The organism is Paenibacillus sp. JNUCC32 (genome assembly GCF_014863545.1).
GTDB classification, from domain to species: Bacteria; Bacillota; Bacilli; order Paenibacillales; family Paenibacillaceae; genus Paenibacillus_AQ; species Paenibacillus_AQ lautus_A.
The window spans coordinates 5,885,340-5,902,403 of sequence record NZ_CP062260.1 but is presented as its reverse complement, the minus strand read 5'-3'; the positions used below and the strand labels follow the sequence as shown (position 1 = coordinate 5,902,403).

15 protein-coding genes and 1 other annotated feature are annotated in these 17,064 nt (G+C 52.0%); of the genes, 3 read left to right on the top strand and 12 right to left on the bottom strand.

Annotation, left to right across the window (positions count from 1 at the left end):
• Positions 1 to 24 precede the first annotated feature (24 nt).
• Entirely contained in the window at positions 25 to 831 is an 807-nt protein-coding gene (locus tag JNUCC32_RS26100) for a phosphotransferase family protein (RefSeq protein ID WP_096775698.1), read from the bottom strand.
• Between the two features lie 24 nt (positions 832 to 855).
• Positions 856 to 1,311, bottom strand: coding sequence for an SgcJ/EcaC family oxidoreductase (locus tag JNUCC32_RS26095; RefSeq protein ID WP_192570266.1), 456 nt, complete (start codon positions 1,309 to 1,311; stop codon positions 856 to 858).
• A 229-nt stretch (positions 1,312 to 1,540) separates the two neighbouring features.
• Between JNUCC32_RS26095 and JNUCC32_RS26090 the strand changes: the two genes are divergently transcribed.
• Both JNUCC32_RS26090 and JNUCC32_RS26085 read left to right on the top strand, forming a co-directional pair.
• Positions 1,541 to 2,371, top strand: coding sequence for a MerR family transcriptional regulator (locus JNUCC32_RS26090; RefSeq protein ID WP_228468828.1), 831 nt, complete (start codon positions 1,541 to 1,543; stop codon positions 2,369 to 2,371).
• 199 nt (positions 2,372 to 2,570) lie between these two features.
• Positions 2,571 to 3,335 (top strand): SDR family oxidoreductase, encoded by a 765-nt coding sequence (locus JNUCC32_RS26085; protein ID WP_192570264.1) that lies wholly within the window; start codon positions 2,571 to 2,573, stop codon positions 3,333 to 3,335.
• A gap of 119 nt (positions 3,336 to 3,454) precedes the next feature.
• Here the strand turns inward: JNUCC32_RS26085 and JNUCC32_RS26080 are convergent, their stop codons facing one another.
• Positions 3,455 to 5,035 (bottom strand): sigma-70 family RNA polymerase sigma factor, encoded by a 1,581-nt coding sequence (locus JNUCC32_RS26080; RefSeq protein WP_430623446.1) that lies wholly within the window; start codon positions 5,033 to 5,035, stop codon positions 3,455 to 3,457.
• A 63-nt stretch (positions 5,036 to 5,098) separates the two neighbouring features.
• A complete protein-coding gene (locus JNUCC32_RS26075; RefSeq protein WP_096775694.1) occupies positions 5,099 to 6,070 on the bottom strand; it encodes a hypothetical protein in 972 nt (323 codons plus the stop codon).
• A gap of 120 nt (positions 6,071 to 6,190) precedes the next feature.
• Positions 6,191 to 6,467: a binding site (T-box leader), on the top strand.
• A 50-nt stretch (positions 6,468 to 6,517) separates the two neighbouring features.
• Here JNUCC32_RS26075 and trpS point away from each other — a divergent pair.
• The gene (trpS, locus tag JNUCC32_RS26070) at positions 6,518 to 7,501 is read left to right on the top strand and encodes a tryptophan--tRNA ligase (protein WP_192570262.1); all 984 of its coding nucleotides are present in this window, start codon (positions 6,518 to 6,520) and stop codon (positions 7,499 to 7,501) included.
• A 209-nt stretch (positions 7,502 to 7,710) separates the two neighbouring features.
• Here the strand turns inward: trpS and JNUCC32_RS26065 are convergent, their stop codons facing one another.
• The 8 genes from JNUCC32_RS26065 to JNUCC32_RS26030 all read right to left on the bottom strand — a co-directional run bounded on the left by JNUCC32_RS26065 (position 7,711) and on the right by JNUCC32_RS26030 (position 16,886).
• A complete protein-coding gene (locus tag JNUCC32_RS26065) occupies positions 7,711 to 9,192 on the bottom strand; it encodes a cellulase family glycosylhydrolase (protein ID WP_192570261.1) in 1,482 nt (493 codons plus the stop codon).
• 12 nt (positions 9,193 to 9,204) lie between these two features.
• Entirely contained in the window at positions 9,205 to 10,029 is an 825-nt protein-coding gene (locus JNUCC32_RS26060) for a MerR family DNA-binding transcriptional regulator (protein WP_192570260.1), read from the bottom strand.
• Positions 10,026 to 11,438, bottom strand: a complete 1,413-nt coding sequence (locus JNUCC32_RS26055) for an MFS transporter (protein WP_228468827.1) — start codon at positions 11,436 to 11,438, stop codon at positions 10,026 to 10,028. The genes JNUCC32_RS26060 and JNUCC32_RS26055 overlap by 4 nt, the downstream gene beginning before the upstream one ends.
• Before the next feature lie 230 nt (positions 11,439 to 11,668).
• Positions 11,669 to 12,820 carry an ABC transporter permease gene (locus JNUCC32_RS26050; protein ID WP_096775690.1) on the bottom strand — a complete coding sequence of 384 codons (1,152 nt, stop codon included), beginning with the start codon at positions 12,818 to 12,820 and terminating at the stop codon, positions 11,669 to 11,671.
• Positions 12,820 to 13,938, bottom strand: a complete 1,119-nt coding sequence (locus tag JNUCC32_RS26045; RefSeq protein WP_192570259.1) for an ABC transporter permease — start codon at positions 13,936 to 13,938, stop codon at positions 12,820 to 12,822. The genes JNUCC32_RS26050 and JNUCC32_RS26045 overlap by 1 nt, the downstream gene beginning before the upstream one ends.
• A 29-nt stretch (positions 13,939 to 13,967) precedes the next feature.
• Positions 13,968 to 14,903: an ABC transporter ATP-binding protein gene (locus tag JNUCC32_RS26040; RefSeq protein ID WP_192570258.1), complete on the bottom strand. Its 936-nt coding sequence runs from the start codon at positions 14,901 to 14,903 to the stop codon at positions 13,968 to 13,970.
• A gap of 208 nt (positions 14,904 to 15,111) precedes the next feature.
• The gene (locus JNUCC32_RS26035; protein WP_192570257.1) at positions 15,112 to 16,236 is read right to left on the bottom strand and encodes a sensor histidine kinase; all 1,125 of its coding nucleotides are present in this window, start codon (positions 16,234 to 16,236) and stop codon (positions 15,112 to 15,114) included.
• Positions 16,233 to 16,886 (bottom strand): response regulator transcription factor, encoded by a 654-nt coding sequence (locus tag JNUCC32_RS26030; protein WP_192570256.1) that lies wholly within the window; start codon positions 16,884 to 16,886, stop codon positions 16,233 to 16,235. The genes JNUCC32_RS26035 and JNUCC32_RS26030 overlap by 4 nt, the downstream gene beginning before the upstream one ends.
• Positions 16,887 to 17,064 lie beyond the last annotated feature (178 nt).

The following is a 17,064-nucleotide window of genomic DNA, read 5'->3' as shown; positions in this document are numbered from 1 at the left end:
CGCTCTCCCTCCGCAGGAATTTCATTAAGCATAAGCACGGAGCCGGTCTTCAATCAGCCCGAGCAGCCAATCTCTTTCCCCGGGAACATCCTCTCTCAGCCTGGCCGCCGCTACGGGCAGCATCCACCGGTCGATATCCTCCAGCTTCGCACGGGATAATCGGCAGTACTCGTTCAGGTATACTCTATTCCACAGCATGCGGGCCATCCGAAGCGGAAGCACCAGGATGCCCGGCTGATCGACCGGGTTAAACGGCGATTGGAACATGAGCGATGTCCTGGCGACGTCGCATAGCGGGTTACCCACATGGGCATTGTTCCAGTCGATCGCCCGGCATCCGTTCTCCGCGACGATCACATTGTCCGGGTGAAAGTCGCCATGGCAGATGGAATCGCCTTCCGGAAATGAATCCAGCACCTTGCATATGGCCTGCGCTTTTTCTTGCAGGATGCCGCTTGCATCAAGAATCGCGTGTTCCAGCTTTTCTTTTTGCGGCGGCAGCAGGCTGGTCGTGCAGCTGTGCGTCGCATGTTGGAGCTGCGCCATATCCCGGGCGCACTTCGTTAGCTGAAACGGTGCCGATTGAACCTGACGCAGCATCGAAGGGCCCGTAATCCGTTCATACACCAGCCCCGTACGTCCTTCAATATCCACCATGTCAAAGACGGAAGGGGCGGGAACCCCCGCTTCCGCAACGATGCGGCCCATCTCCGCCTCATACGTCACCCATTCCGGGCGATACCCTTCATAATACAGCTTTAGTGCCTGAGACTCTCCCCATTCATAGACCTCTGCACTCCTGCCTTTTCCGATCAGCGCACCCTTCTTCAAAGGCTCATCCTCCACATCTTTATGTCAGCTGGATTTTGAATTCGAACGCATCATCATCCGCTGAATCCAGCCTGGCTTCTGAATCCGGCAGTTATGAAATGCCGATATCTTCCACTCTCCGTTCACTTTGACCAGCACGTTGGTATTAATGGAGAAGCGGCCGGTGGGCGGCTTCTTATGGAATCTGAGCTGCACCGCTCCCGTAGCCTGGGCTATCGCAAGCTCCGGGGTCAGGAAACGCAGCTGCGTCGGGGTCGGTCCCGCTACCAGTTTGGAGTCGCGGAGCACCCCGTCCCACAGCTTCTGATGAACCTCATCAATCTCTTGGCGACCCTTCAAGTGCTGTCCGCTAAACGTCACGTAATCCGCATCATCGGTAAAGCATTCCGCATAAGCCCGGCCATTCCCTTCTCCCCACGCCCTGGACAGCGAATCGAATAATCTCAGGATCGCCTGACGATCCTCATGCGTTCCGTTCATCAGCCTTATCTCCTTTCTTGCTATTAAGGGGGAATCACGAATCTTCTTTGAACACATTGTACGATAATCCGACCGAACTGAATTCCCGCCCCGGGATGAAAACAGACTCGGTCTTGGGACCGAGTTGTTCCTTCTGATCCGGCGAGTTGCGTTCTTTACGTAGGCAGGAGAGCGGGATATGATATCGTTATCCACGAGAGACCGAATCGTAAAGGAGGTAGCAAACGGTATGATGAAGATCAGCGTTTTTGCCAAGGTCAGCGGCATTTCCATCAAAACATTGCGTTATTATGATGAGCTGGGCCTGTTAAGGCCGGCCCATGTTGATGAGCAAAGCGGATACCGTTACTATTCCGAGGAGCAGCTTCTGACCGTCAAGCGGATTGCCGCCTACAAGGAACAGGGGTTTACCTTGGAACAGCTCAAGGATTTTTTTGAAAAGGATATAGGAAACGATGCCGTAAAGAACAAACTTGCGGATAAAATGACGGAGCTTCGACATGCGATGCAGACCCTCCAGCTGCAGCTGGATGAGGTGAACAGCAGAATGTCGCGCTTGGAGCCATCGGAAGCCGGTGATCCGGCAGGCTTCATCCGTATTCGGGAAGTCCCATCCCAGCTCGCCGCATCGATTCGCGACCAAGTCCCCCGCAGCCAGCTATGTCTCTTGCTTGATGAGATTACCAAATATGCGACCTCTTATGGAGAAGAGGAAGCTAGCCAATTAACCATCCTTTGGCATGATCACGGCAGCGAGAATGCCGACATCGCCGACATCGAAGTCGCAATCCCCATAACCAGGGACATACCTGTTAATGGCCGTGTTCGTGTGGACTACCTGCCGATGCTTCAATCCGCCGCATCTTTTGTACATCGTTGTGATCCGTACGGTTATAGCTGTCCCGTTGCACCCGAGCTCAAAGCATGGATTTCGTCCCAATGCCTTGTTCAATCGGATCGGGAGCCGATCCGCGAAATCTATCTCACCTCGGATAAAGATATCTATGGCAAGAAGCGCCCCGCGGAATTGCTTATCCCCTTACAAGGCAACGCGTTGTAACCCATCCTTATCGTGATAGGCTGTCGGAGCGGGCCTCTGCCCAACCTCCATCGCCTCCATCCGTACTTGCAGCAGCAGTTATCGCCATGTCTTTGTTGTTCATGAATAACTCTCGAAAAATTCTAAATCAACCTCTTGACTCTCCCCCTAACCGGAGAGTGTACAGTAGCTTTAAATCAAACAAGAGGAGTGGAGTTTCATGAAACGATTGGAAAACAAAGTTGCATTGGTTACAGGCGGAAGCCGAGGAATCGGTAAAGGAATCGCGCTTCGGTTGGCGGAAGAAGGGGCACTGGTCGTTGTTCATTACGGAAACCGCCGGGATGCTGCGGATGAGGTTGTGCAGACCATACAGGTTCAAGGCGGGCGAGCCATCGCCTTAGGTGCTGGGCTGGAATCGGTAGATGGAGCCAAGGGGCTTATCCATTCGCTGAAGGAGGAGCTGCTGCATGTAACGGGGGACCAGCATTTTGATATTCTGGTGAATAACGCAGGCATCGGAACCTCAAAGACCTTTGAAGAGACGACCGAGGAGAGCTTCGACGAGCTGCTTGCCGTTAATGTAAAAGCACCGTTCTTTCTGGTCCAACAGGCTCTGCCGCTCCTGCGTGACGGCGGGCGCATCGTCAACATCTCCTCCGGTGTGACGCGTATCGCCTATCCGCATATTATGGCTTACAACATCACCAAGGGAGCCATCAATACGTTCACCTTGCACCTCGCCAAGCTGCTGGGTCCACGCGGGATCACGGTGAATGCGGTTCTTCCGGGCATCGTGGATACGGACGTGAATGCTGCATGGCTTCATACTCCGGAAGGGCAGCAGCATGCCGCAGAGATGTCAGCGCTTGGCCGAATCGGTCAGCCGTCGGATATTGCGGACGTCGTAGCGTTTCTGTCATCAAGTGACGGGCGCTGGGTCACGGGACAGATGGTCGATGCAACCGGCGGCTCTCATCTGTAACTATGAAAAGAGCTATCCTTGCTTGGCATTAACGCCAGAAAGGATAGCTCTTTTGCTGTATTCTACTGTTAATCGGATTCGTCACTCTGCTCAATATCGCTCTTTTCCTATGTCTTCGGTTAATCGGCTTCAGCTATCCGCACAACCGACTTCCGCTCCGGGTTCCAGCGCCATGACGGATCCTTCCCCCTTACCTGCAAGCCTCCTACCCATTTATCGATCGTTGCGGCGCAGGCATAGTCGGTCTTACCGGCCAGCACCTCATGCCCCAAACTCGTCACTTGCAGCACCCGCTCTTGAAAATGGGGTACAGCCAGTTTGAAGTCAGGAAACGAAGCTGTGCCATCGATAACCAGCAAGGAATCCGATCCCTCCGTCATCTTCGCCAGGTAATACCAGAATTCCAGGTCTCCCATTCCGAGTGTATGAAGCCGGTCACCTACATTGCGAAATAACTCGTACGGCGTATGGATTCCGCCCGCTACAGCCTCTAACGTCGTCTGCTCGATGATCCCAAGTCCATGGCTCACAGAGGGCAGCCGTGCCAGATGGGCCTCGAATGCATCCTTCGCAAAAGGCAGCGCCGAGGAATCCACCTCCAGCATGCGCTGATGTTTCTCCGGCAGATCCGAGGTATAGGCTTCCCACAACATGCTGCCCAGCATAAGCTCTTCGTCTCCAATCGCATGCCATGTGCCCGACAAAGTCTCGAGCTGCTCTGCGCTAAGCTGCCCCAGCCCGCGAAAAAGCTCGATGCCCGGGTATGCGCCAATGCATAGCAGACTCAGCCTCGTATTCCCCAGTGACTGTTCCTTAAACCAATGCAGCAAGTAGGCCAGTATGGTCTGGTCAAACAGGTCATGCTCAAACCAGAGCACAACTTCGTCATATTTTCGAAAATCCTGGAGCTTCCTCTCCTGCGACTGGCAGGTCCCGATATATTCCTTCTGCGGAATCCCCAGCGTTTGCTCCAAATACTGAGCTCTTGTTCTCCGATGATCCGGCTCGTCCATCTTCGTGAAGACCGGACCAAACGAATATAGCTCCCTCCACACCAGGATATCTCCTTGAATGTTCCCTTGCTTCAGCTTATCCCCTACCGAATCCCCGTTAACGATATGCAGCATGCGCTTTCCTCCCTCATACAGATCGGTGAACACCGATACAAAGTCGGCTACGTGCAGCGTGTTCTTCAGCTTCCGCCGGGCATCAAAAAGCCGTTTTTTCAAAGCCGGCAAGGAAATGTCCAAATATTGCGAAATCTCACGCAGGCTGTAGCCTTGAAAATAATAGAGCTGGACCGCAATCCTCATGCCGGGTGGCAAGTCCGCGATCGTGGCATGCAGCTGACCGATCAGCTCTCTCTTTTCCACGACCGACTCCAAGCTTCGCTGATCTCCCATCGGCAATTCTATCTCATGCAGCGGAAACGTCTGCAATTGCTTGCGGCGCAAGTCTCTGTAACACTGCCGCTCCACGATCACCTTGAACCATCCGGGGAAACGCCTGGGATCCTGCAGCTTATGCAGATTCGCAAAGGCCTCCGTAAAAGCCTCCTGCACGGCGTCCTCCGCCAAATGGGAATCCTGCAGCTTATCGTAGGCCACGGCCAGCGCCATGCCGGAAAAATGCCGGACCAAGCTTTCCTGAGCATCCGCACTGCCCCTCCGGGCTTCCTCAATCCACTGGATCACGCTCACTTCACCTCTTCTCGGTGTCTCTATCCCTTAAGTGCCGATCTAAATGATAAAGGTTACCTCTCTTCAGGAAATGATCGTCTGCACCGGATGGATAATATATCGAAAATTCTCCATGGCCTTCGCCGGAGTCTCCGAAACACGGTTCCAATGATGGTAGAAACTGAACGGGAATTTAAACAGATGGCCGAAGTCCCAATCGATGACAGCCCCGTCGATACCCGCCCAGTACTCCGGCTGGTGCGGCAGCCAAGCCGATCTTGGAGCCTCCACGAGTGGCAGCCGATCCACCGGAGACACGATTCGGATCGGCTCTGCAGGATCCAGCTGGCTGCTGGCACGGAGCACCTTCACGATTTTGAGCAGACCCGGCAAGCCTCTGTGGAAATAATCATGATGGCCAAGATCGTACAAAATGTTTAAGGCATGCGAGTACGTCAGCATATGCCCCATCAAGTCATGATGGGCTTCTGCGCGGTAGATCACCGAATAAGAGGCCAGCTCGTTTAAAATGAAGGCCGACAGCTGATCGCCGTCCGTTATTTCCGATATCCCGTCAAGTTCATCCAGGGTCAACCGTTTGACCTCGGCAGCAGAATATCCGATCCAGGACCTTCCCGGAATCGTCTTCGTGAAAGAGGCTATTAATTCCGCGATATCGGCTGCTTCATGCCGTAGACCGCCTCCAAGCTCGTGGAGTGCAGCCAGGCTTATTGCGGCATAGATCACATTGTGCCCGACCCAGTGCAGCCCATCAATCGTAACGTCAAGGGCTGCAAGAATCCTTGATTCGGCACTTTTCACACTCAAGCTTTCCCCTGTCACCGTTCCCGACTGCAAATACTTGGCGATCATCCTTTGGTTCTCCGCCGTAACGGCCTCCTCGACCTTCCCGGGCAAATGGTTTGCCTTTACAAAAAAATAACCCGCGATCGCGGCCGCTCCGTAATGAGCCTGCCAAATATCCCCTGTTAGCATTCTGCACTGCGACAGTATGGATAATCCGTCCCCAAGAATCGCTCTGTCCTTATCGCTCATCCTGACCCCCCGATCCCTCTTGACATTCACCTAACATCTGTGTGATGATACTCATCAAATCATCTTGTTCTCTATTCACATTCGAACAGAGCTGCACAGATGAATTTAAGAACAACATACCACACGGCTATGAGAAGAAATAGTAGCTTATCTCTTGAGGTCCAAGCGAACCGGCGAATGGTGCGAGGCCCGGTACTCCGGAATAAGTGAATGGATCTTCTCGCTTCAACCCGAACCTCCGATCTGTGCCGGAGCAGTAGGCCTTGACGGCTCTCCACCGTTACTTTGGGAGATATGGCAGGAATAATGGTGCGTTTCCCCATTTCCGCGTCATGCTAAAGAGCGACCGTACAGTCGAATTTGGGTGGTACCGCGAAAGTTACACTTCGTCCCATAGAGGGATGAGGTGTTTTTGTGTTGTTCGCAAACAATCAGGAGGTGGTTATTATGCAACGATTATTGTCAGGCATCAAGCCGAGCGGAGATTTGAATATTGGCGGATATGGAGGTGCCCTCCGTCAATATGTGAAGCTGCAGCATGAGTATGAGTCCTATTTCTTCGTGCCGGATCTGCATGCGATCACGGTCTATCAGGATCCCATGGAGCTGCACCAGCGCACGCGGGACATTGCCGCGCTGTACATTGCGTCGGGCATTGACCCCGATAAAGCGACGATCTTTCTGCAATCGCAGGTCCCCGCGCATGTAGAGCTCGGGTGGTTGCTGGAGACGCAGGCGCATTTTGGTGAATTAAAGCGCATGACCCAATTCAAGGAGAAATCGGACGGAAAGGATACCGTAAGCTCCGCATTGTTTACGTATCCGGTCCTGATGGCTGCCGATGTGCTGCTCTACCAGGCAACGCACGTGCCTGTCGGCGACGACCAGAAGCAGCATCTGGAGCTGACCCGCGATGTGGCCGAGCGCTTCAACAACCGGTATGGCCGCACGTTTGCGGTGCCTGACCCGATCATTCAGGATATTGGCTCTCGCGTCATGGGCCTTGACGATCCGTCCAAGAAGATGAGCAAAAGCAACCCGAATAAAAACAGCTGCGTCCACATGATGGATACGCCGGAGGATATCCGCAAGAAGTTCTCCAGGGCCGTTACCGACTCCGATGGCCAGGTCCGGCATGACTGGGAGCAGAAGCCGGCGGTCAGCAATCTGATCGAGATTTATTCCGTATTCTCCGAGGAAGCCATCTCCGTCATCGAAAAACGGTATGAAGGCCAAGGATATGGTACGTTCAAGAAGGAATTAGCCGAAGTGGTCATCGAAAAACTTCAACCGATCCAGGAGAGGTTTCATCAAATCGTGAATTCCTCCGAGCTTGATCGCATTTTGAAGGACGGAGCGAAGCGGGCTTCCGAAACCGCAGTCCCGACACTGCTTGCCGCCAAGAAAGCGATGGGATTGGTCACGTTCTGAAAGAACCGAGAGGGCGTCCCCTGAATTACTGATCCTTATCGGGAATCAGAACAAGGGACGCCCTGCTTATTTTTGTCGGCTGGCCTTTTTATGTTGTACATAAGCGTCTACACCGCTTTAGTCTGTCCTGCCTCGCTATAACCCATGGTTCTTCTGACTCCCGACTTGTTTATTGAGATGCCTGCCATGTCGCTGTCGCCCCCTTGACATCATCTCCCTATCGTAACCGTAATCTTATTCCCTTGATCAGGAACGGTGATCGCCAAGATGCCGCTCTTCGAATCCGGGAAAGGACGCAGCTCGATTTGATAAGCGTTCGTACCGGCGACCGCCACGTCGCTTGTGGATATCGACTCCAGATGGGGATGGTAAATCAATGTCTCTCCAACGGATGAAACGAAATCTATACTTAAACTGCCGGTATCATGATCATAACGGTATGCTGAGAGCACGCCGGCTGTCGCTTGCGGATACGCGCGATTCAACGCCTTGGCATATGGGGCTTCCTTGAAGCCGTCGCACCAGCACCAGTATGTATTGCTCCAAAGATACCGCTCCAATATCGCAATGATCTGCCTGGAAAGCTGAAAGGTTGCCGGATGCTGGGAGAAAGCTCCCCATTCCCCGACCAGGACCGGCACGTTCAACCGTTCCTGCACCTTGCGATGGGTAGCAAAAATCAGCTCGACGCGATCCTGATTATAAATGTCATAATGCTCCGTATCGACCACCAGATCATAGCCGTGCGGTGCGAACACCTGATGGTGTAAGGTTTGACCGGCTGGATCCTGCACAAGCTGCAAGCCGGACTCGATCCCCATGTTCGAAAAATAGCTCGTTTCCAGCATCAAAAATCCGTCCGGGGAAACGGAGCGAATGGCTGCCGCCGTCTTGTTGAAAAAGGGCGCGAGAACCTCCCGTTCGAAGATTTGCGATGCTTCTCTGGCGCTGTCGACGAGTATGCGGTACGTATCCATCTCTGCCATCCCGGCAAGAACCTCCAGCCTCTTTTCCTCGTCAAACCAGAGTCCGGCAAGCTGCTCCATGTTCGGGTCGGCTATTCCCATCACATGACCCGCATATGCGGCAATGATGGTGCCGAGCACCTCCTGTCCGCTTGTTCCGGGGTACGGCTCGTTCATCAGGTCATAACCGATAATATTCGGGCAATCAGCCATAAACTGTGCCGCATGCTTCCACATCGCTGCATAGTGATCCTGCAGGCCGATCCCGTCGGAAGCGGGCGTATTCCGCCAGAAGTGATCCAGAGCGCGGTTCACAGCCGGACTTTCCAGGTAGGCGTCACTCCATATATGTCCGGTAACATGAGGAAGATCATCGGAGAGGGTCGCCCACGCCGGAGCCCCGTCGCCGTAGTGCACGCTGTACAAATCCTGATGCATATCCAGAAAAACATAGAGATCATGCTGCTCAGCCCATACAACCTGCTGCTTGATTCTGCTCAGATATGCATCGTCGTGGACCCCAGGCTCCGGCTCGACGCCATCCCATATTAAACCTAGACGGATAACGTTAAAGCCTTGTTCGCGAAACCAGGCGAACAAAGAGGCATCACAGGGCTCAACATATCCTTTTGCCTTGTCCTTGCATACGAGATTGATGCCGTTCAGGATCACTTGAGCGCCGTCTTCATTCAAGAATCGTTGTCCGTCGACCACTATTTTTTTCATGTCTGCTTCCCCCTACCGTTCTTCTACCGGAATGTAAATTTCAATGTAATGATTGTCGTACTGGTTATAGAGATTGACTTCAAGAGAATGGCCTGCGATCGTTAGTCCGCGATTGCGAATGAAAGCTTTCATCTGATCATAGTGATGGTCCATCTTGGCGTAGTCGTCCCTGCCGATAATCACGCATTTTCTGGCACAGTAGCGAGGCTCCAGTCTCTGAAAGACGGAAGAGTCATCCTCCATCGGGAGGGTGGACAGAATGCCATTGTACAGGTAATTGTGATAACGGCCTGCGTTAAGGTTATCTTGGGACACAATCGATATGGTATGGCAGAATGCAAGCCATTCCTTGGCATTGATTCGGCGTATCTGTTGCTGCACTTTGCTCCCGAGTCCCTGATCACCGCTCTCCATGATTGAATCGGTAAGGAGCACCCAGCACGGGTGGCTTAGTACAAGCTCAATGACCTCCGTGTTATCGAACCGTTGCAGCTGAACATTAAGCACTTCCAGCTTGTGAGACAGGTGTTTCAAATAAGTCCGCTGGCGATCGATGTCTTGACGCTTGTCGGAGAGCAGCCTGCGCATAGCGTTTAGGCTGTTGTCCCGGAGCAGCGCTTGGATTCGCTCGATCGACACATCCATTGCCCGCAGCATTCGAATCGTGATAAGTGAATCGAACTGCTCAAGATCATAATAGCGGTACTTGTTGGCGTCCCGATTGCGGGAATGAAGCAGTCCGATCTTATCGTAATAACGCAAGGTATCGATCGGGATATCCAGAATTTTGGACACTTCGCCAATCGTAAAATTCAAATTTAACGCCGGTTCCTTCACATCTTCACCCCCCCTCTTCTGGCATTATTGCTGAACGCGGAGATGTCATCCTCTTTTTTCTTATCAAAAGGATACAACGCCAGCGGAATTAATCCGAGGAGAAAAGCGGCTAATGGAATCAAGCCGGTTGCTACCCGAATGCCGAGCATGGCGGACTCGGACTGTTCCGCCGCAAGACCGTCATATCCGTATGCCCCGATCACATTAATGAAGATAACCGTCTGCAGGCTGGAGAAGGCGACCGTGAATAACGAGAACAATCCGTTGAACAGCCCGGTTTTCCGCACGCCGGTCGTGCGCTCATTCTCGTCGATGAGCAGCGCCCCGACCGGAGATATTGCCGTTCGAAGATAGTTCACAGTGAAGACAATCAGAACGTAGGATGCGGCCGCGGTCCATATGCCGTCAGCGAGAAAGATCCCGCCGTATCCGAGCACCACAAAGATGGTCCCCAGGTATACACTCTTCTTCGTTCCATTTTTCTTGACGATAGATCCCATGACCGGCAAGAACAGGAGCGCGATCACATGCGTACTCACATCGATGACGGTAGCTTCGATACCCGTTGATTGCACTACGCTGTCCATGTAGTAGAGAAACGGCGTAAAGTAGAAAAACACGGGGCCGGTGACAATGGAAAATATAACGAAGGTGAGGAAAGGTCTGGACTTGATGATCTGCCAGGCTTCTTTGTAAACCTCTTTTGTATCGATATGCTGCTTATCCAGTGATTCGTACATTAACGCATCTTCTCTCAGTCCCCTCAGGGCCCAGGTGAAGAATATCGCTTCCGCCACGATTACGGCAGAGAAGATCGGGATGATCACCTCCTGCTTTCCGTCCCCGACGAGGAGCAGCGTCGGAATCAAGGTGATCAGAAATGACATCCCCTGGGATAAGTAGTTCTGGATCACACCAACATCGATGCGTTCCTCCTTGGTTGGAGCCGCGATCAGCATAAACGATTGATAGGCTATACTGTAAGCGGTTGCAGCCGTGTCGTAAATAAATAACAACGCGGTATACAGCAGAAAGATCAACCACTGATCCCATGCCGGATTAGACAGCATCATGAGGAAGGAGGAAACGATCATGAACGGCACCGTCACTCTCATGATATAGACGTATTTCCCACGCTGCGCTCGATGCCTCATTCGGTCGATCCATACGCCAAGCACCGGGTCGTTAATCGCGTTCCAGATGTTATAGATAATGTACACCCAAGCGACATACTTCGGACTGAGACCGATGATATCCGTGTAATACTTCAAGAACACATTGTGGATGAGCACTCCTCCGACTGACAGGATCGGACCAGGAAGAGCCAGACGCCATTTCTCCCCTAGAGTCAGTCCGGTAGCAGTGAAGCGAAAGGCTTGCCGCAAGGCACTTCGCGCTTTACCTAACATTTACCATCCCCCGATCGTTCAACGTTTCAACCAGATCCTGTATCTTGAACTCATTGTAAACCATGGAGTAACTCCAGATGGAATAGCTTTGTTCATTTTTTCCAATAGATTTTTCGACGGAAGAACGGGTTCTAGACTAATGAAAAAAGGAGTCTTGCTGTTCAAGCAAGCCCCTGATCGCTTATAGCCGGCCATCCTATGTGCAGTACAAGGAGACCCTGCCATTAAATTTAAATATAGCTCTGCGTATCTCTATTTCTTGCGAACTTGTAGGTTGCAATCAGCGATAAGGCCAAGGCAAAAGCCAGCAGAATCGCCACGTTCAGAATCACGTCGGTCAGGCCGCTTCCTTGCTGAAGCTTGCCGAACGTATCGAGCAGCCAATACTGCGGCAGGAAATCGGCGATTCGCTGAATCGCTTCGGGCATCACGGAGAGCGGGAATACACACCCCGCCAGCAGCGATGTCGGCATGATCACCATCGTCTGGATTCCGTTAGCCATCATGGTGCTGTCCGAGAACGCGACAATGACCTGCGATAAACTAACCGCGACCAGAGCGAACAGCGACAGAATCAGAAACATCTGCCATAATGGAATGCCTGGCTCGATATGAAAGAACCGGGTCATGACGAACAAGGTGGCCGCAATCTGGATCATCATCAGAACGATGTTCACGATGGCATTCGAGAAGACGTAACTGCGGGCCGTAATAGGCGACGATAAGAGTCTATAGTACGTACGGTTCTCGCGATCCCGGATCGTCAATGCCGATAGATTCACGGCGGAGAATAACATGAACACAACCAAGTAACCGATCGTCCGGTTGGTCATATCATGATTGGCCGATTGATCCGCAACCATAGTCGTGGACAATTGAAACTTAGAACTGCGGTAACCGCTGTATAATTCGTTAAACGCGGCGGCGTCGCCACCCGCTATAACCCCCAAGGATGAAATATTCTGGACGTACGCGTTCAGATACGATTTGACATACCCCGTAACCTGAGCGCCCTTAATCGACTCGATCCGGACCGGCTCGGGTGTCCCCTGAATTACGCCTTTCGCAAACCCTTCGGGGAAGATCAGCACCGCATCCAGCTCACCCGACACAACCAAGTCATCCGCTTCCGATTCCCTAATGACCGATGCCTCGGTATGCTCCAATTGAGCAACAAAATCGATCGTATCTTGCGTGACCTTCTGTTCAATATCGTGATTCACGATGCCAATGGTAACGGAGGTATCGCCGGAGCCCTTGTAGATTAAGGTGGATAGCAGAATGCCGACAATAGGAAGCGCAATAACGAGCAGCAGATTTTTATAATCCTTCAACGAGGTCAATATCGTCTTTCGAATGAGCCAGAGCATATCCTTCGACATTACAGCCCCTCCCTTCTTCGCATCGAAATCATGGCTACCGCCAGCAGCAGGATGGAAAAACCGATATTCAGCATCATCGCATGCATGGCTGCCGACCCACTGCCTGAATAAATGAGCTGCAGCAGAGCTTCATTGGACCAATGCATGGGAGAATACGTTGCGGCCTCCTTCATGAATCCCGTTGTGCTTGCAACCGGCGTATACCCTCCGCCAAAGAACGCAGCCAGTTGAATAATGACCATGATGACAGCTCCGGCTGCATTTCCCTTCAGCACGTAACTGATGCCGAGCCCGAGGCTGAGCGCAAACAGGATCTCGGTGAACAACACCAGGAATACCATGATGGGGTTCTCCCCCCAGTAGGCATTGAACATATATTTGCTGATCAGCACGACGATGATGACAAATACGGCATTGATTGCGAGCGTGCCCGTTATTTTTCCGGCAAAAATCTCGGCTTTCGTCACCGGTGAAGCCAATAGGCGCTGTGCGGTGTTTCGCTTTCGCTCACTATCGATGAGTCCGCCTGCCGTCAAGGCGCTGTACAGGATGATCATCGTGGTAACCGCAATCGAAAAATAATCAAGCGAACCCGGCTGCCTCGCTCCCTGAATGGAAGACTCCAGCACATAGCTCCCTCCATTATGAACAAGCGGCTTGCTCTCATATTCCGGATCGATCTTCGCGGCTTCCGCTGACAGCCGATACCGGTCGGCAAAGGCGGACAGCATCCCTTGCACAATCCCGTTCTCCATACTGTTGCGGCTGTTCCCCTCATATCGGATGCCTTGGCCGTCTATTTCCACGTAACCGGTGTACCGGTTGTTTCTCACTTCACGCCCTCCGTCCATGCCTTCCTCGATCTGCTCAAAGGCCATGCCCGATGAGCGCTCCGCCTCCTGCATGAATGCCTGCCATTGCTCCGTAAGCGCGGGTTCTGCTCCATTGTTATGGTATAGCACCCGAATGTCTCCAATCGTGGTACTGCCGTTAAAAGCATTCGAAAGCGCCGTCCCTAGGATCAGAATGAGCAGCACCGGGGTTGCCAGCATAAATACCAGCATCTGTGGCTCCCGGACGATCTTCATCTCCTTCAGCGCGATTCTCAGCACGTTCATGTACTTCCACCTCCCTCTTCCTAAATCAGCTAATCCCGAAGGCTCCGGCCGGTCAGCGTCAGGAACACCGTTTCCAAATTCGGCTCGGACGCTTGAACGGAACGAATTTCAATGCCTTGCGCCATGAATTGCTGAATGATTTTATTCAGGTTATTGACCCCTGCGTCGGAGCTGATGTGCACGATATTCTCCTTCACTTCAACCGATTTGACGCCCGCGACCTCCTTCAACTTGTTCGCTTCAAGATGGGCGGCCGTTTGCACTTCGATCCCGATATCCTTCTGGTCCGTAATAATGGCCTTCAGCTGTGCCTTCGTGCCCTCCGCTATGATCTTGCCGTGGTCGATAATGGCAATCCGGGTGCAGAGTTCCTCCACTTCCTCCATATAATGGCTCGTGTACAGGATCGTGCTGCCCATCTCGTTCAGCTTCCTAACCGAGTTTAGGATATAGTTCCTCGATTGGGGATCGATGCCGACGGTCGGCTCATCCATGATGATCAGCTTCGGTCTGTGGGCAATCGCGCAAGCGATATTCAGTCGTCTCTTCATGCCGCCGGAGAAGCTTTTCGGGTACACCTTATGTTTGTCGCTAAGTCCGACGAAGGTAAGCGCCTCTTCGGTCCTGCTCCTAAGCTCCGATCCTCTCAGTCCATACAATCCGGCAAAAAAATGAACATTCTCATATGCGGTCAGATCCTCATAAATCGCAACCTCCTGCGGAACCATGCCGATCTGCTGCTTCGCGAACTTTCGATGCTTCGTCAGATTCTTGCCCAGGACATAAACCTCTCCCTTGGTCATGGGCATGAGCGACGATATGATATTGATGGTTGTGCTCTTGCCTGCTCCGTTCGCGCCCAGGAAGCCGAAAATCTCGCCTTCCCGTATGTTCAACGACAGCTGGTCTACCGCTATGAAATCCCCAAACTTCTTCGTGAGCCCTTTGATCTCCAGCACGTTCATACGTTTTTCGCCTCCATATTCCATCCACGCATCAGCCGGTGGACTTGATCTGCATTTATCGTACGAAAAAAGGATGCCCTTGCGATAGTGCACAAGTTCATCCTTACCCATGAGAATATTCATGTTATTGATGATCCAAATCTTCACCCTTGTGGGGAATGTCTTGTTTGACCCGATATCCCTAACCCGCCAAATGCGCTTACCAGCTTTAGCTATAAGGAATTAGAGTGGTCACCGAGAAACCGCTCGAGCCATCCACGATCACGGTTCCATTCACGACCGCGGCGCGTTCCTCCATGCCTATGATCCCAAGGCCCTTGATTACCTTCTGCATGCCCTTGCCGTTGTCGCTGACCTTCGCCTTGATCATGGTGCCCAGAACTTCGATATGTAACGAGACTGCCGTTGCATTCGCATACTTCATCGTATTGGTTAACGCTTCCTGGGTGTTATCCTGAATGATTTTCCACTGAAGCGGCGTAATCACATCCATATTGCCCTCATGCGTTAGTACGGTCTTGATCGAGTGCTGGGCGGAGAACTCCTCCAGAAACAAACGCATTCGGTTGATGCCGAGCTGCTCCGTCGGAGGCTTTACGTTCTTTAGAACCAGCCTGATGCTCTCAATGCCTTCTTTGGAGATGGATATGGCATTTTGCAGCAGCTCGGCGGATTTGTCCGGATTCGATGTCATCAAGCGCTTGGCCGCTTCCATCTGAATCAGCGCTCCCGTCATGGAATGCCCGATCTTGTCATGAATTTCCTGGGACAGCCGATTTCGCTCTTCCAGCTTGAACATATATTCAAACTGCCGGATGTACTCATTATTTTCGCTCAGCCGCTGGGTCAACCGATCCAGTTCACGATGCATCTGCTCGCTCTGCTCCTGATAGGATGTGACTCGGCTTATAAAAGTCCTCAGCATCGTGAGATAAATATAGGATAGAACGGATATAAAGACATAGGTCATGGCAAGCTCGTGAGGCACCATAAGCGCTGGAACCAGCAGGGGGATCAGGATCATCCAGCTCCTGCGAAGATATAAAGACAACAGCTCATACAGATTCGCAGGGAGCAGTACGAAGAACATCGGATGGATGTAGAATGAGGACGCCACGACAACAAGAATAGCAAGTACCATGAAGTATGGCTGTGTATTGCGACTCTTGAAAATATAGACGGATACATTCACGGACAGGTAGAGAAGCATGACCAATATATACCATGACGTTATCGCAAGATCAGAGGCATACGACTGGCTGATCACATACAGGAACAGTATGCTTTTGAACCCGATGACCCACAGTTCGGCATAATTTCGGCGTTCGCTCACTTATTCACTTCCCCCGTCAGATAAAAAATCGCAATCTGGGTTCGATGCTCAAGACCTGTCTTGCTGAGAACCGAAGTGATGTGATTGGCAATCGTGCCTTCGGAAATAAATAGCTTCTTCGAGATTTCCTTGTTGGCCAGCCCTTTGGCGATAAGCGCCATAATATCCAGTTCCCTTTCGGTGAATAAACCTCGGTCGAACTTGTCTGCCTTATCTTCCTTGTCAGGCTTTCCGGGAGACAGCCCGGATTTGATTTTATCCAATACGACGTCCTGCAGCACATGATGGCCGTGGTACACGGTTTTGATTGCATCGCGAATCCGTTCCGGATCGTTATTCTTTAGCAGATAACCCTTGGCACCGTTCAGGATCGCATCGGTAATGTATTCATCGTCGTCAAAGGTCGTTAAGATCAGCGTCTTGGTCCTGGTACGCTCCGTGAGCTGCTTCGCGGCCTCAACGCCGTTCAGATTCGGCATCCGGACGTCCATCAGCGCCACATCCACTTCATGCGCTTCGCAATAGGCCACCGCTTCCTGGCCATCTTCAACGGTCGCCACGACGTCGAACTCATCAAACGTAGTCAGAATTATTTTCATACCTTCCCTGATAAACGAATTATCGTCCGCTATGATCACTTTAATCTTCAACTTACGCTCACACTCCCTTATTCAGGATTATACAGGCTGTCATCTTGAAGAACGATAGTATTTTATTCACTTGAATAAAGGGAGCAACGTCCTGATGCTGCGACTTTGGCCATGATCCCTTCCACATGAACCGGTCGGCTTGAGCAAACTATAAAAAGCAGTGCAGGGATAAACCCCG